Origin of the sequence: Vibrio sp. MM46, from assembly GCF_027587135.1 — a bacterium.
Lineage (GTDB): Bacteria > Pseudomonadota > Gammaproteobacteria > Enterobacterales > Vibrionaceae > Vibrio > Vibrio harveyi.
In genome coordinates this window covers 48,810-65,814 of sequence record NZ_JAPPTO010000002.1, presented here as the reverse complement: position 1 = coordinate 65,814, position 17,005 = coordinate 48,810, and the positions used below count along the sequence as shown (strand labels likewise).

Annotated in this window: 13 protein-coding genes; 9 read left to right on the top strand and 4 right to left on the bottom strand. The window is 44.3% G+C overall.

Features of this window, described 5'->3' with window-relative positions; translation table 11 throughout:
* Positions 1-109 precede the first annotated feature (109 nt).
* Entirely contained in the window at positions 110-1,576 is a 1,467-nt protein-coding gene (locus OH459_RS02260) for a hypothetical protein (RefSeq protein WP_009698307.1), read from the bottom strand.
* A gap of 457 nt (positions 1,577-2,033) precedes the next feature.
* On the opposite strand from OH459_RS02260, the gene OH459_RS02255 reads away from it, so the two are divergent.
* The 9 genes from OH459_RS02255 (at position 2,034) to OH459_RS02215 (ending at position 14,995) form a co-directional block, all read left to right on the top strand.
* On the top strand, positions 2,034-3,581 hold the full coding sequence (locus tag OH459_RS02255) for a DUF3360 family protein (RefSeq protein ID WP_005446706.1): 1,548 nt from the start codon (positions 2,034-2,036) through the stop codon (positions 3,579-3,581).
* Positions 3,582-3,887: 306 nt separating this feature from the next.
* Positions 3,888-6,164, top strand: a complete 2,277-nt coding sequence (gene pflB / locus OH459_RS02250) for a formate C-acetyltransferase (protein WP_038898170.1) — start codon at positions 3,888-3,890, stop codon at positions 6,162-6,164.
* A 152-nt stretch (positions 6,165-6,316) separates the two neighbouring features.
* Positions 6,317-7,294 (top strand): lipid A deacylase LpxR family protein, encoded by a 978-nt coding sequence (locus tag OH459_RS02245; RefSeq protein WP_269985209.1) that lies wholly within the window; start codon positions 6,317-6,319, stop codon positions 7,292-7,294.
* 144 nt (positions 7,295-7,438) lie between these two features.
* On the top strand, positions 7,439-8,179 hold the full coding sequence (gene pflA, locus OH459_RS02240; protein WP_005446703.1) for a pyruvate formate lyase 1-activating protein: 741 nt from the start codon (positions 7,439-7,441) through the stop codon (positions 8,177-8,179).
* A gap of 179 nt (positions 8,180-8,358) precedes the next feature.
* A complete protein-coding gene (locus OH459_RS02235; RefSeq protein WP_269985206.1) occupies positions 8,359-9,024 on the top strand; it encodes an energy-coupling factor ABC transporter permease in 666 nt (221 codons plus the stop codon).
* A gap of 158 nt (positions 9,025-9,182) precedes the next feature.
* Complete coding sequence (locus OH459_RS02230; protein ID WP_005431701.1) at positions 9,183-9,683, top strand: YfbU family protein; 501 nt, start codon at positions 9,183-9,185, stop codon at positions 9,681-9,683.
* A gap of 489 nt (positions 9,684-10,172) precedes the next feature.
* Positions 10,173-12,107 (top strand): PrkA family serine protein kinase, encoded by a 1,935-nt coding sequence (locus tag OH459_RS02225; RefSeq protein ID WP_269985202.1) that lies wholly within the window; start codon positions 10,173-10,175, stop codon positions 12,105-12,107.
* Between the two features lie 45 nt (positions 12,108-12,152).
* Positions 12,153-13,424, top strand: coding sequence for a YeaH/YhbH family protein (locus tag OH459_RS02220; protein ID WP_005446701.1), 1,272 nt, complete (start codon positions 12,153-12,155; stop codon positions 13,422-13,424).
* An 11-nt stretch (positions 13,425-13,435) separates the two neighbouring features.
* A complete protein-coding gene (locus OH459_RS02215; protein ID WP_049535777.1) occupies positions 13,436-14,995 on the top strand; it encodes a SpoVR family protein in 1,560 nt (519 codons plus the stop codon).
* 82 nt (positions 14,996-15,077) lie between these two features.
* Here the strand turns inward: OH459_RS02215 and kdsB are convergent, their stop codons facing one another.
* The 3 genes from kdsB to lpxK are packed head-to-tail and all read right to left on the bottom strand — an operon-like array spanning position 15,078 to position 17,003.
* Positions 15,078-15,836: a 3-deoxy-manno-octulosonate cytidylyltransferase gene (kdsB, locus tag OH459_RS02210; RefSeq protein WP_005446698.1), complete on the bottom strand. Its 759-nt coding sequence runs from the start codon at positions 15,834-15,836 to the stop codon at positions 15,078-15,080.
* Complete coding sequence (locus OH459_RS02205) at positions 15,836-16,015, bottom strand: Trm112 family protein (RefSeq protein WP_005378451.1); 180 nt, start codon at positions 16,013-16,015, stop codon at positions 15,836-15,838. Before OH459_RS02205 ends, kdsB begins: the two co-directional genes overlap by 1 nt.
* A complete protein-coding gene (lpxK, locus tag OH459_RS02200) occupies positions 15,996-17,003 on the bottom strand; it encodes a tetraacyldisaccharide 4'-kinase (protein WP_269985041.1) in 1,008 nt (335 codons plus the stop codon). Before lpxK ends, OH459_RS02205 begins: the two co-directional genes overlap by 20 nt.
* Positions 17,004-17,005 lie beyond the last annotated feature (2 nt).

Below are 17,005 nucleotides of genomic sequence, written 5' to 3'. Positions count from 1 at the left end.
ACAATCAAATGAATATGCAATTTTTAGCAATATATTCTTTTAATGCTGAATATTAGACATAAAAAAGCCCCTCACAGGAAGGGGCTCTTTTTTGTAAAAATGTTAATTATTACTTAATCAACACCATAAAGTCAGACTTCTGAGCATTCGTATTGACCTTCTCAGAATCAACTTCACTGATCACAAGACCATCGTGATCCACTTTAAGATCGGTCACATCACCATGAGAGAAAAGAGAAACAAAGTCATAGCTATTTAGGTTTGCTTCAGCAGACTCCACGACAATAGATTGTGAGTAATCACTGGTAGAAGAAACTTTCAAATCTTGCTTCACACTGTCATCGAATGTGTAGTAGTACAATTCCGGAACAACGACATCACTCTCTAAAGTTGTAAATATCTTGTGTGTTACTCGGTGTAGTGTTCCAGAGTTAGACTCTGCACGATATGCGAGGCGGCTAAAGCCTTTATCTTGGTCATTGAAAGCAAAACCAGTATCAATCGTTGAACCTCTCACCACATGCGCTGCAGGCAGAGCATTTAGGTTGTAGTAAGCGCTTGGATCAATTGAGATATCCCATTTTGCGTCCTGGTACATCTTTTGGTTCAGCGCAACTGTCCAACCATTGATCGGTTTTTCAGCTGCAACACTGTAAGTCCAAGTTTCCGTTTTAGGTTCAAGCGGGTGGTAGAACTTCGTCGTTGACATAGGTAACTCTGCAACTTCGTAGTTGTAATCACCAACCAGTACACTGATGTCTAAAGTGTCATATTTAAAAGATGTTGGGTTCAAGATTGGTGAAGAACCAGTCATGCCAACCAACGGCAATGGTGATTCACTTGACCAATCGCGAATACCATATTGGTGCAGTTCTGTTTTCGCTGCGTCCGCATATTGCAGCACGACTGTCGACTCCATCTTCGAACCAATAGCTCTCACATCCAAAGAGTCAATGGAATAAGCAGGCTTAGACTCTTTAGCAACTTGAGATATAAAGTTGTACTCTAAGCCACCAGCTTCTGTTGCCACATAGTTAAGATCGGTTCGGGTAGTCTTATTAAAGTTACCATTTTTGTTACAAGCAGACACCGCCTCTCGATTCATCGAGAACGTTGAGTTTCTAAGGTTATTGTCCTGTAAAAAGTCTCGACTAAAGCTGTTTGCCGTAAATACGGTTCCAGAAGCATCAAGCAACTGATAAGTAAAGTAGCCATCCTCAGGAATGTCTTCTAGAACAAATTTTAAAGTAGTGCCTGATGGGTAGATAAAGTCGCCTTGACGGACACCATTCTTGTCAGAATAGAAACCAACAACCTTATCCCCTGTCAACTGTGCACTTACAGCTGGTTGATAAGTTAATACTTGATTGATGCCATTACCATCTACTCTACGCTCGTAAACAGTACAACTATCTTTTTGTGCGTTTGCTTCACTGATGACATTTGGGGCAGCAAAAGTAAAAGTGAATGTAGTTCTCGGTGTAGAACTGCCACCACCGCCACCGCCGCCGCCACCGCAACCGACCATTAATCCCGAAATGATTGCCACTAGCGGCAGTACTTTAAGCTGTTTCATGTCTTCTTCCTAAACTGAGCGGCAATGGTTAGCCAAAAAATCGTCTTTGCTCGGTACTAAGCAAGAATAAAGCCAGCTTTTAATATCACTCATGAATGATATCAATAAATATCGTTGAGTATTATTTCCGCAGAACCACATCTAATTTTATGCAACTTGTGTAATCGAATTACACACGAAATAACCAAGTTGTTCGCATGCCAGACACTTTCTGTAGTTTTCTTTCACATCTATTCTTAAAGTGATCTAAATCAATCACCCCAAAGGGCTATCTTGTTAGACTCCGCCCCAATGATGAGGAATTTTTTGTGCCTCAACACAACAAGTTATTAGCTATGCTTAGGCACGAGATATTCGTGTGACAAAATCTAATAATAGCTAGCATAGGACGTGCCGCAGGAAGCGGAAAAACACAATTCAATTTAGAATTCATAACTTTTAAATATATGAGGAATCTATGTCAGACGCAGTTAATAAAGCGCACTCTGATTCGGATATTGAGACTAAAAGCTACCGCGAGCTTCATCGTCCATCATCTGAGTTCGCAAGCCGTTCAGACTACCTAGACCACGAACTACAAATTATGAAGCCACGTCGATTTGGCTTGAACTTGCCAGGTCGTGACTTCCGCTTTGAGCTTGAAGACCTTGTTCCAGCACTTGCTGGTACTATCGGTATTATCGCAATGTACTCTGCGGTAATGATGTCTTGGGCTGAAGGTCTTACTGCAGCATGGGACCACGTCAACTTGGGCAAAGATTTTGCTATCGAAGTTGCACGTGTAGAAATGCTTATCCCTGCACTTCTTTTCTGTGTACTTGCTTCTGGTTTTATTAACCCTAAAGCCAACCTTGCAGGTAACCACGGTCCAATGATCCCTCTTATTGGTACCATCGCTCTTGCTGGTGCTCACCCTCTTGCATTGGCAATTCTAATCGGTGTGTTCGGTCTTCTATTGAGTTTCCTAAAAGGCGGCTCCAAACTGGTGAACCTCACCTCGGAAGGTACAGCCGGTGGCTTGCTTATCTTCTTGGGTTTGACTGGTACCATGAGCCAGATTACTTCGATTCAAGAATGGGCAGTTGGTCTACAATCTTCTACTGTTGAAGCTGGTAGCATGGGCTATGTTGGTCTGATCGTACTGGCAGTCACTATCGCACTATACGCATTCCTTGCAAAAGTGAACAAGCGTTGGCTTGCTATTCCGGTGTGTGCTTTCACTGGTCTTGCAATCGCTTTAGTACTTGGTGCAGGTTTCGATATTAAATTCGTCACTGAAACCGGTCTTCCTAACCTAAACCCAGTTTACTGGTGGGGCAGTACTGAAGAAGGTTGGATGCTAGGTCTTCCTAACATGGAACACTTCATCGCATCTCTACCATTTGCAATTCTTGCCGTGGCAATGTGGTCTCCTGACTTCCTAGGTCACCGTATCTTCCAAGAATTGAACTACCCTAAAAAGACCGAAAAAGTATTGATGGACGTAGATGACACAATGACAATGTGTTCTATCCGTCAGATGGTAGGTACAGCAGTAGGTGGTGGTAACATCACTTCATCTTGGGGTACTTACATGATCCCAGCAGCGATCGCAAAACGCCCTATCCCTGGCGGTGCAATCCTTCTTGGTCTTCTGGTAATGATCATCGCAATCCTTGGTTTCCCAATGGATATCGCAGTATGGCCACCAGTAATGCGTGTTGCTCTTCTTGTAGGTGTATCTCTACCTCTACTTGAAGCAGGTATGCAGATGGTGAAAGACTCAAAAGATTCTCAAGCAGCAGGTATCTGTATCTTTGGTTCTGCAGTCGTTAACCCAGTTCTTGCTTGGGCACTGACTATGCTGCTAGACAACAATGGTCTGATTGGTGATAAAGAGCGCGCTTCTCGTCTATCCTTTGTCGATAAGATTGTGATCCCTGTAGGTGTACTTGTTATCTGTTTAGTCGCTATGCTTGCAGTAGGTATGCTAGAAGGACAATATGGCATTAAAGCTTGGCTATAATGACATTCGTTCAAAAATTGTGTGGGTAGCGCTCGTCGCTACCCAATTTTTATCGAGATTTTTTAGGATTTATTGATTTAGTTTAAGGTTTGCAAAATTTTTTTAGTGTAGCCTTGAATTGTGGTTGGGAAGAACCCACATTGTTAGCAGTGACAATATTTATAGTTTTATGACCCACTCTTTCTTATTTAAGACTATAAATATTGTTATTCATTAAGAGTGTACTGTTCTCCGTTTAACAGTGGAGATAGCTGGCTCAACGGCGAACCAGTACGTATTTTTTTCTACTACAAAGGTAGGTATGTCATGGCAGAGCAATTTGCTAAAGCTTGGGAAGGTTTTGCTGCAGGCGACTGGCAAAACGAAGTAAACGTTCGTGATTTCATTCAGAAGAACTACACTCCGTACGAAGGCGACGAATCTTTCCTAGTTTCTGAAGGTACTGAAGCGACTAACAAGCTTTGGGCTAAGGTAATGGAAGGTATCAAACAAGAGAACGCGACTCACGCTCCTGTTGATTTCGATACTTCAGTTATCTCTACCATCACTGCTCACGATGCAGGCTACATCGAAAAAGACCTAGAAACTATCGTAGGTCTACAAACTGAAGCTCCTCTTAAGCGTGCAATCATCCCTAACGGTGGTATCCGTATGGTTGAAGGTTCTTGCAAAGCTTACGATCGCGAGCTTGACCCACAAGTTAAGAAAATCTTCACAGAATACCGTAAAACGCACAACGCTGGCGTATTCGATATCTACACTCCAGATATCCTAGCATGTCGTAAATCAGGCGTTCTAACTGGTCTTCCAGATGCTTACGGTCGTGGTCGTATCATCGGTGACTACCGTCGTGTTGCTCTATACGGTATCGACCGTCTAATGCAAGACAAGCTAGCTCAATTCAAGTCTCTACAAGAGCGTTTTGAGAACGGTGAAGATCTACAGATGACTATGCAGCTTCGCGAAGAGATCGCTGAGCAGCACCGTGCACTTGGTCAAATGAAAGTTATGGCTGCGAAATACGGCTGTGACATCTCTCGTCCAGCTGAAACTGCACAAGAAGCTATCCAGTGGACTTACTTCGGTTACCTAGCAGCTGTTAAATCTCAAAACGGCGCAGCAATGTCTCTAGGTCGTACTTCTACTTTCCTAGATATCTACATCGAACGTGATATCGCTGAAGGTAAGATCACTGAAGTTGACGCACAGGAAATGATCGACCACTTCGTAATGAAACTACGTATGGTTCGTTTCCTACGTACTCCTGAGTACGATGATCTATTCTCTGGCGACCCAATCTGGGCAACAGAGTCTATGGGTGGTATGGGTCTTGACGGTCGTACGCTAGTTACACGTTCAAACTTCCGTTTCCTAAACTCTCTATACACAATGGGTCCTTCTCCAGAGCCAAACATCACTGTTCTTTGGTCTGAGCAACTACCTGAAGGCTTCAAGAAGTTCTGTGCAAAAGTATCTATCGATACTTCATCAATCCAGTACGAGAACGACGATCTAATGCGTCCAGACTTCGAGTCTGATGATTACGCAATCGCATGTTGTGTATCTCCAATGATCATTGGTAAGCACATGCAATTCTTCGGCGCTCGCGCTAACCTAGCTAAGACTCTTCTATACGTTATCAACGGCGGTGTGGATGAGAAACTGAAGATCCAAGTTGGTCCTCAAATGCCTAAGATCACTGACGAAGTTCTAGACTTCGACGATGTATGGGGCAAACTAGACCACTTCATGGATTGGCTAGCTAAGCAGTACGTGACTGCACTAAACAGCATCCACTTCATGCACGACAAGTACAGCTACGAAGCTGCGCTAATGGCTCTACATGACCGTGACGTTCGCCGTACTATGGCTTGTGGTATCGCAGGTCTATCTGTTGCAGCTGACTCACTATCTGCAATCAAATTCGCGAAAGTTAAACCAGTTCGTGACGAAGATGGCGTAGCAATCGACTTCGAAATCGAAGGCGACTACCCTAAATTCGGTAACAACGATGCTCGCGTAGATGACATCGCTTGTGAACTTGTTGAAGTGTTCATGAACAAGATTCGTCAGCTTAAGACTTACCGTGACGCAATCCCTACTCAGTCTATCCTAACTATCACTTCAAACGTGGTATACGGTAAGAAGACTGGTAACACGCCTGACGGTCGTCGCGCAGGTGCTCCTTTCGCACCAGGTGCTAACCCAATGCACGGTCGTGACGAAAAAGGTGCTGTAGCGTCTCTAACGTCTGTAGGTAAACTACCGTTTGCTCACGCTAAAGATGGTATCTCTTACACGTTCTCTATCGTACCTAACGCTCTAGGTAAAGATGAAGGTTCACAACGTGCTAACCTTGCTGGTCTAATGGATGGTTACTTCCACCATGAATCTGGTATCGAAGGTGGTCAACACCTAAACGTGAACGTTCTTAACCGCGAAACTCTAGAAGACGCTGTTAAGCACCCAGAGAAATACCCTCAGCTAACAATCCGTGTATCTGGTTACGCTGTACGCTTCAACTCTCTAACTGCAGAGCAACAAGCTGACGTAATCGCACGTACATTCACTGAGTCTCTATAAGACTGATTGAATTAGCACTTTAAGTGATAGAACAAAGGTCGATGCTGAAAAGCATCGACCTTTTTTTGTTTCTTGAACTAAAGTTGTGACATTACAAAAGATTTTGTCTGGGATCTTCCGTATGATGCGTAAAAAGCTTGCAAACATACACTATGAAACTCAGTAAATTATTCATCCTTGCGCTGCTATCACCGGCAGCAATCGCATCCACCAAATCCACAGTCTCTTTCACTCTCGATAACGATGGCATTTTTGGCGTTGACCAAGATTATACCAATGGTATTTTTCTCTCTTACGCGACTGAACAATTGCGTGAAGACGCAGAATGGAAATGGTTTACATTAAATGATTCTAGCCAAAGCAACGTCGATAAGATTGAATTAGTGCTTGGGCATAAAATGTACACGCCAAGTGACATCGAAGCCGACTACCCACTTGTCAACGATCGTCCTTACGCGGGCTACTTACATACTGAAATCAACTATATCTCACTCACCGCTGATAAAGCTGTTCGCTACAATTTCACTATCGGCGCAACGGGTGAGAGCTCACTGTCTGAAAAGGCGCAAGAGCTGGTTCATAGCATTACTGGTTCAACCGATCCACAAGGTTGGGATTACCAAATTGATGACGAGTTGGCATTTAGCGTCGGCTACCGAGCGTTCAACAAATTGATGCGTAGCGAAGGCAAAACGACACAGTGGGAAATTACCAACGTTAACGATATTAACGCAGGTAATTTCCGAAGTGACGTTTCACAAGGTGTCATGTTTCGTTGGGGTACTAACTTAGCCAACAGCGTAGGTGCCGCAAACATCAGCGTTGAAAGTCCATTCCATGCCAGCATGTTAGCTAAGAGCACATCAAGTTGGTTCTTATTCACGGGCTTTGAAGGTCGTTACCGCTTTAACGATATCACTATTGAAGGCGACCGTTCAGGTCTACCAGAGCCATCAGACCAATATGATGTCACACTACAGAACTGGCAAGCGAGTGCCGTTGCAGGTGCGGCTTGGTACAACCAAAACTATGGCGCAAGCTTAACATTTACAGTGAAAACGCCAGACTATGAGGAAGCCCAAACTGACGTTTACGGTACAGGCTCTTTGTCTTTGTTCGCCTTCTTCTAAAGAAATCTCCCCATACGGCGTGTGAGTTTTCATTCGCCGTTGTCTTTGCTCAATATCTCGCCAACGAAAGCCCACTTAGACTGTTTTAACCCTGCAATTTGTAATAAAATAACGGTCAGAATTTATTAAAAATGAGAGCAAAAGATGTCAACAACTGGTCGTATTCACTCGTTTGAGTCATGTGGTACCGTAGACGGACCTGGTATCCGTTTTATCGTCTTCTTGCAGGGTTGCTTAATGCGTTGTAAGTATTGCCATAACCGCGATACATGGGACACGCATGATGGCAAGGAAGTTACGGTTGAAGAGATTATTGCTGAAGCAAAAACTTACCGTCACTTCATGAACGCATCAGGTGGTGGCATTACTTGTTCCGGTGGTGAAGCGATGCTTCAGCCTGAGTTCGTTCGTGACTTCTTCCGCGCTGCTCAAGCAGAAGGCATTCACACTTGTTTGGATACTAACGGCTACATCCGTAAACACACCGACGTGATCGATGAAGTGTTGGATGCGACTGACCTAGTCATGCTTGACCTAAAACACATGAAAGATGAGATTCACCAAGACTTCATTGGTGTGTCTAACCGTCGTGTTTTAGACTTTGCTCGTTATCTACATAAAATTGGTCAAAAGACTTGGATTCGTTATGTGGTTGTTCCTGGCTACACGGACGAACCAGAAGCCGCTCATATGCTTGGTGAATTCATTAAAGATATGGATAACATTGAAAAAGTAGAGCTTCTGCCATACCACAAACTCGGCGCACACAAATGGGAGGCGCTTGGTGTTGAATATCCTCTTGATGGTGTAAATCCTCCATCTAAAGAAACTATGGACGAAATCCAGTCAATTCTTTCCCAATACCACTCAAATGTGAAATACTAAGTAGCATTAGGTTATTGAATAGATTAAAAATACCAGCAACTTGCTGGTATTTTTTTACCTATACGTAGGTATATGTGTCTAACGGACCAGCAGGTCTTGTGCCCTATCCAACTCATATTAGACGTATTAGGAATACGAAACCGTAAGTAAAGCTCATAGGAAAAGCGTTGGGATAACACATGGATTGGTTTAGTTTTGTTTCGATCATCATTATTTTCTGGGTCGTCGTCGTTTATTGTCTCCCCGATTGGCGAAGAGTCGTTTGGCCTAAAATGGAACAAGAAAAGCCATTCCAACATTTAGTCTTCGCGACACTTTTCTTGATTAGCGTTTTGTGGTCTGCCCGAGCAGGGGTAAAAGAAGGGTTACAAATTCATTTCCTTGCTTTAACCACGCTAACTATGATGTATGGTTGGCGCATGGCTTATCTATTTTGCATCCCTGCGATGGTCGTCAACCACTTGATTCATGACATATCGTTGTTGATGTTGCCAAGCGCGCTGGTGCTCTCTGCACTGATTCCAATACTTATCAGTTACAGCATCTTTCTTCTGAGTTACCAGTACTTACCACGTAACATCTTCGTATTCATTTTTGTGGCAGGATTCTTCAATGGTGCACTTACCGGCAGCCTCCACTTGCTGATCAATTCTTTTTACCGCCTATCTGTGGGCCACTATGATTGGCAAACCATCCAGCACAATTACTTTGTGTTTGTTCCGTTACTCGCTTTCCCTGAAGGTCTTCTTAATGGAATGGCTTTAGCGGTACTGACCGTTTTTAAGCCTGAGTGGCTGAGAGTTTTTTCGGACCGTGACTACATATACAACCATTATCACAAATAAGTTGTAACGCCCCATTCATACTGCATTTGTAAACTGGTTAAATTCGATAATTCTTGCCATTTTTCATATTAAATATGTGTTGAGATCATGTTTCACCTTCATCCGAAACGTTAACCTAAGCACATTAAAAATGTATTAGATTATTTAGTGAGGTCACCATGGAAATGTCAAACGCTCAACGTTTGATCCTATCAAACCAGTACAACCTAATGTCTCAACTTGATCCTAACAACGCGGCAAAATACAAGCGTCTACAGACTATTGTAGAGCGTGGTTACGAGCTACAAATGCGCGAGTTGAACAAAGATTTTGGCTGCATTACAGAAACCGAGTGTCGTGAAATCATCGACATCATGGAGATGTACCACGCAATGCAAGAATCAAACAAAATGCTGGATGACGAAGAGCGCGGTAAAGTCGACCAGCGTCGCCTTCAGTTCCTTGGCTTTGATATTGCGACAGAAGCACAACAAGTACACTATGTGCGCTTCCTAGTGGATTCAGAAGGTCTTTACCCTCAATTTGATAAAGCTGATCACCACTTCAATAGCCAAATGCCAATGTTAGACAAATACCGCCGCATGCTAAAAACCTGGCGCAACTGTCCTCGTCAATACCACCTATGTGCAAACGAGCTAGCACAAATCTTTAGTGCATAATTCAGCAAGTATTTGAAAAGGAGGGCAAAGGCTCTCCTTTTTTCTTTTCCCCTGTCACAAGTCAAGCTCATTCTATCAGCACAGTTTTATCTTTCATTCTCCAGACTTGTATACGAATCACTAATATCAGTGATTCAAAGCCAAATATCTGATTTCTATCACTCCTATTCACAACATAAATTTTTCAATCTCCAAACAGTGATTCAAATGTCACTTTTGCAATAAATTCATAATTGTTAAGCAAAATTGGAAATCCCCGACTAGGCTTAAAATGAGAAAGGGAGTGATTGAAAGGTACCTATCCATCGTTCTCCGTTGCAGTGAAAAAGTGTCCATAAAGCAAAGTCTTTGGTGTTGTCTAGCTTACTTCCAGTACAAACCAAACGTGATAACAGGACGTATAACTTCATACAACGAAGGGCATATCAAAGGTGGATAAGCCTGCGTCAACGTTCGTCGGTAGACTGACTAGTTAAAGGGGAAAGCGACATGAGTATTTTCGACCACTATCAATCAAGATATGAAGCTGCAAAAGATGAAGAGATGTCGTTACAGGATTTCTTAGCCCTGTGTAAAGACGACAAAAGCGCTTACGCTAATGCTGCAGAACGCCTACTGATGGCTATCGGAGAGCCAGAAGTCATTGATACTGCTCAAGATCCAAGACTGAGCCGTATATTCTCGAACCGAGTCATCTCACGTTATGAAACCTTCAAAGACTTCTATGGCATGGAAGATGCGATTGAGCAGATTGTTTCTTATCTCAAACATGCCGCACAAGGTTTGGAAGAGCGTAAACAAATTCTGTACTTACTCGGTCCTGTTGGTGGTGGTAAGTCATCACTTGCCGAAAAGCTAAAAGCCCTAATGGAAAAAATGCCCGTTTATGTGCTTAGTGCGAACGGCGAACGAAGCCCAGTTAACGATCACCCTTTCTGTCTGTTCAATCCGACAGAAGATGGCGAGATCTTGAAGAAAGAATACGGCATCGAACATCGTTACCTACGATCTATCATGTCACCGTGGGCAGCAAAACGTCTGCATGAATTTGGTGGTGATATCACCAAGTTCAGAGTGCTGAAAGTACGCCCTTCCATCCTCGACCAAGTGGCTATTGCTAAAACCGAGCCAGGCGATGAAAACAACCAAGACATTTCGTCCCTCGTTGGTAAAGTCGATATTCGTCAGTTAGAGCATTACTCACAAGACGACCCAGATGCCTACAGTTACTCTGGTGCGCTGTGTAAAGCGAACCAAGGTTTGATGGAATTCGTAGAGATGTTCAAGGCGCCAATCAAGGTGCTACACCCTCTATTAACCGCAACTCAAGAAGGCAACTTTAATGGTACCGAGGGACTGTCTGCGATTCCATTCGACGGTATGATTCTGGCTCACTCGAACGAATCTGAGTGGCAAACCTTCCGCAACAATAAGAACAATGAGGCGTTCTTAGACCGTGTGTACATAGTGAAAGTACCTTACTGTTTACGTGTGTCGGAAGAAGTGAAGATCTACCAGAAACTGCTTGAAAACAGTGAGCTTTCTAAAGCACCTTGCTCACCAAGTACGCTCGAAACTCTGGCACAATTTAGTATTCTTTCGCGACTTAAAGAGCCTGAGAACTCGTCCATCTTCTCTAAGATGCGAGTGTACGATGGTGAAACACTGAAAGACACCGATCCGAAAGCGAAGAGCTACCAAGAGTACCGTGACTACGCAGGCGTTGACGAAGGTATGAACGGTCTATCAACTCGTTTCGCCTTCAAAATCTTATCTCGCGTGTTCAACTTCGACCAAACGGAAGTAGCGGCCAACCCTGTTCACCTGTTCTATGTTATTGAACAGCAAGTAGAACGTGAGCAGTTCCCTTCAGAAATGGCAGAGAAGTACCTTGAATTCTTGAAAGGCTATCTAGTGCCTCGTTATGTCGAGTTCATTGGTAAAGAAGTTCAAACTGCATACCTAGAGTCTTACTCTGAGTACGGTCAGAATATCTTCGACCGTTACGTCACATATGCAGACTTCTGGATCCAAGACCAAGAATATCGCGATCCAGAAACAGGTCAACTGTTCGACCGTGCTTCTCTAAATGCTGAATTAGAGAAGATCGAGAAAACAGCGGGCATCTCTAACCCTAAAGATTTCCGAAACGAAATCGTAAACTTTGTGCTTCGTGCGAAAGCCAATAACAATGGTCAAAACCCAGTTTGGACCAGCTACGAAAAACTGCGCACGGTAATCGAGAAAAAAATGTTCTCCAATACCGAAGAGCTGCTTCCGGTTATCTCATTCAATGCGAAAACGTCTTCTGAAGATCAGAAGAAACACGACGACTTTGTCGCTCGCATGATGGAAAAAGGCTACACCGAGAAACAGGTTCGCCTACTTTCTGAGTGGTACCTACGAGTACGTAAGTCATCCTAACCAGTTTGAGTTAGGTCGCTTGTGAAACATGAAGAGGGCTATTTCATGGCGCAATTTATAGACCGAAGGCTCAATGGCAAGAACAAGAGCGCTGTTAATCGACAGCGCTTCTTGAAGCGCCATAAAGAGCAGATTAAAGAGTCGGTAGCTGACGCAGTGAATCGACGCTCGATCACGAACACGGAAACGGGCGAAGACGTCGCAATACCGCACAAAGACATTAACGAACCTATGTTTCATCAGGGTAAAGGGGGCGTACGTGACCGTGTGCACCCTGGTAACGACCAATTTATCACGGGTGATAAAATTGAACGTCCGAAAGGTGGAGGTCAAGGCGGCGGTGCTGGTGAAGGCAATGCTAGCCCCGACGGCGAAGGTCAAGACGAGTTCGTTTTCCAAATCTCAAAAGACGAATATCTCGACATCTTATTTGAAGATTTAGAGCTACCAAATCTCGAGAAAAACCAAATTGCCAAAATCACAGAGTGGAAGACCCATCGCGCGGGTTATCAAACCGCGGGTATTCCATCCAACATTGCCGTCGTTCGCTCGTTACAACAATCTCTGGCGCGACGCACTGCAATGACAGCAGGTAAAAAACGTCTTCTTAACGAGCTAGAGGATGAACTAACTCGCATCAAGAACATTGAGCCTGCACAACAGCTCGAAGAAAATCGCTTGAAGAAGGAAATCGAAGAGTTACGTAAGAAAATCGAAAGCGTACCCTTCATTGATACCTTCGACTTACGTTTCAAGAACTATGAGAAGCGCCCTGTGCCATCGAGCCAAGCGGTCATGTTCTGTCTAATGGATGTATCCGGTTCTATGGATCAAGCCACCAAAGACATTGCAAAACGCTTCTATGTGCTTTTGTATCTTTTCTTAACTCGCACGTATGAGAATGTTGAAGTGGTCTTCATTCGCCACCACACCCAAGCGAAAGAAGTAGACGAGCACGAGTTTTTCTATTCGCAAGAAACGGGGGGCACTATCGTATCGAGCGCGCTCAAGCTGATGAATGAGATCGTTCAAGACCGCTACCCTGTGGGTCAATGGAACATCTACGCGGCTCAGGCATCCGATGGCGATAACTGGGCAGACGACTCACCCCGTTGTCGTGACCTACTCGTCAATAAGTTACTGCCAAATTGTCAGTACTATTCATACATCGAGATCACTAGACGTTCCCATCAAACGCTGTGGCATGAGTATGAAAAGCTTTCCGAAGCCTTTCCAAACTTCGCCATGAAAAACATCCGCTCTGTGGAGGATATCTTCCCAGTCTTCCGTGAACTATTCCAAAAAGAAAATGCGTAAGGAGGCTAGCGATGAATACCGCAACGACAAACCTTTCGGGGGAAGCCTCGAAGAAACGCAGAGATAATATGCTGCCAGATGGTCCAGACTGGACATTTGAACTGCTGGAGCGTTACCACAAGGAAATCAAGCGTGTCGCGGAGCTTTATCGCCTCGACACCTACCCTAACCAAATCGAAGTCATCACCTCAGAGCAAATGATGGACGCATACTCAAGCATCGGTATGCCTATCAACTACAACCACTGGTCGTTTGGTAAAAAGTTCATCCAAACAGAGCAGAACTATAAGCACGGTCAAATGGGTCTAGCTTACGAGATCGTCATTAACTCAAACCCATGCATCGCTTACCTGATGGAAGAGAACACCATCACTATGCAGGCACTGGTTATTGCTCACGCATGCTATGGGCACAATTCGTTCTTTAAAGGCAATTACCTGTTCCAAACTTGGACCGATGCCAGCTCTATCATCGATTATCTATTGTTTGCGAAGAACTACATTGCGGAATGTGAAGAGCGTTATGGTGTGCACGAAGTCGAGCAGCTTCTAGACTCTTGCCATGCACTTATGAACTTCGGCGTTGACCGTTATAAACGTCCTGAAAAGATTTCAATTAACGAGGAGAAAGCGCGTCAGGAAGAGCGTGAAGCTTACCTGCAATCGCAAGTGAACGAGTTATGGCGTACCGTTCCACAATCGAAAACCAAAGAAGAAGACATTAAAGTTCGTTTCCCTAGCGAGCCACAAGAGAACCTGCTCTATTTCTTTGAAAAACATGCTCCTCTGCTTGAGCCATGGCAACGTGAGATTGTGCGTATCGTTCGTAAGGTAAGCCAATACTTCTATCCTCAAAAACAAACTCAGGTCATGAACGAAGGCTGGGCAACATTCTGGCACTACACCATTCTTAATCACCTTTATGATGAGGGTTTGGTGTCTGAGAAGTTCATTCTCGAATTTCTACACAGTCACACTAGTGTGGTTGCACAGCCACCATATAACAGCCCTTACTTTAGTGGCATCAACCCTTATGCGCTTGGTTTTGCGATGTTCCGCGATATCAAACGTATCTGTGAAGAACCAACAGACGAGGACAAAGAGTGGTTCCCTGAACTAGCAGGAACAGACTGGTTAGACGCGGTTCACTTTGCCATGCATAACTTCAAAGATGAAAGCTTTATTAGCCAATACTTATCACCGAAGCTCATGCGTGATTTCAAGTTGTTTGCCATCAATGACGATGATCGTAAAAACTTCATCGAAGTTGCCGCCATTCACGATGAGATCGGTTACCGACGCATTCGTGAAACGCTAGCTGCGCAATATAACTTGGCGAATTTAGAGCCAAATATTCAGGTGTTTAACGTAGATGTCCGCGGTGACCGCTCATTAACGCTGCAATATGTCCCCCATAACCGTATTCCTTTGGATAACAGTTATGAAGAAGTACTTAAGCATGTATATCGCTTGTGGGGCTTCGACGTAATTTTGGAAGAAGTCAAAGACACCGGACACAGAGAGATCCTCTCAACATGTCCGAAACGCAATCAGTACGACACCAATATCTAACCGATACAGCTTCCAATCTATCGTAGATACAAAAAGGCTCCTCAATGAGGAGCCTTTTCTAATTTTGAAATCAATACCAAGCTTATTGTGCTTGCTTAGCGACAATCGCACGTACTGCTTCTAAATCTTCTGGCGTATCCACACCGGCTGCTGGCGCTTCTTTTGCAACTTCCACATGAATCTTTTCGCCGTACCAAAGTACGCGAAGCTGCTCTAGGCACTCGATTTGTTCAAGTGCACTTGGCTGCCAATTCACATAGGTATTGATAAAACCAGCACGGTAAGCGTAGATGCCGATGTGACGCATCAATGGGTTCGCGATCGTTTTGTCTTGTTTAGCAAAGTTGTCACGATCCCATGGAATCGTTGCTCGGCTAAAATACATGGCATAGCCACGCTCATCCGCGACCACTTTTACCGCATTCGGGTTGAAGACTTCCTCTTCCGATTCGATCTCCACCGCAAGCGTTGCCATGGGCGCATCGCAACCTGCTAAGTTATCAGCCACTTGGCGAATGATAGACGGCGGAATCAATGGTTCATCACCCTGAACATTCACCACAATATGGTCTGCAGGAATCGCCATTTTCTCTACTACTTCGGCTAGTCGCTCAGTGCCAGATTCGTGGTTTGGCGAGGTCATACAAACCTTGCCACCAAACTGCTCTGCTGCCACTGACACTCGCTCATCGTCAGTTGCAATAATCACATCTTCTGCACCCGCTTGTAACGCTTGCTCGTAAACCCATTGGATCATAGGTTTACCACCAATATCTGCCAATGGCTTACCTGGTAAGCGGCTTGACGCATAGCGTGCAGGAATGACAACCGTAAAAGACATTAGCGTCCCTCGTCCATGCTCATGGTTCGAGCTTCTGGCTCAAGCAGAACAGGAATACCCTCTTTTATTGGGTAAGCAAGGCGATCCAATTTGCAGATCAACTCTTGATTATCTTTATCGTACGTCAGCTTACCTTTGCACACAGGGCAAGCTACAATCTCAAGCAGACGGTGATCCATAAGTCGCTTTAACCTCTTTTATTCGATTTAAAATTCGCTCTGCATCGTTTGATTCAAACTGAGCAGAAACAGGCAGATACCACCAATTATCTTGCGCATAGCTGTCACATTTGACGGCATCTTTTTCTGTCATAATCACATTCGCCCCTTGTTGAGCCAATGCGTGCAATTCTTGCTGGTCAAAGTCTTGATGGTCGGCAAAACCCTTCGTTACTTTAACGTCAGCGTTCATCGCATTAAGTGTATTAAAAAATCGTGGCGGATGTCCGATCCCAGCAAATGCAACGAGGTCTTGCAGTTCGCTCACCTCGACTTGCTGTTTTGTCTTTAAATTAACGGCTTTCGATGGCGCTAAAGACATTGGCATTTCGTTTTGCTGAGCTTGACCACCGTTAGTGATAATAAAATCGACGTTAGAAAGACGCTCTACCCCTTCGCGAAGCGGACCAAGCGGTATAAGGCTTTCATTACCAAAGCGACGATTACCATCAACAATAACAAACTCGATATCTCTCTCAAGCGCGTAATGTTGAAGCCCATCATCCGTAACAATGATATCAACGCCCACTTCTAGTAATGCTTTCACTGCATTAACACGGACTGGATCCACTGCCATTGGTGCGCCAGTTCTGCGATAGATAAGCTTAGGTTCATCACCACAATGTTTAGCAGGCGTACTATCATCAAGCAATAACGGATATTGCGGTGCTTTCGCGCCATAGCCTCTAGACACCACTCCAGGCTTAAAACCAAGCTGCTGCAATTGCTCTACCAGCCACACCACAACTGGGGTTTTGCCGTTCCCACCAGCAGTAATGTTACCAACAACGACAACAGGTACAGGCGCTTTATACGCTTGTTTTTTTCCAGATTGGTATTGTTGTCGCTTAGACTTACTAATTGCACCGAATAGCAGACTAAGTGGCCACAGTAGTGGCCACAGTAAGTACTTGAGAGGATGGTTTTCGAACCAGATTTTTTCAATCACAG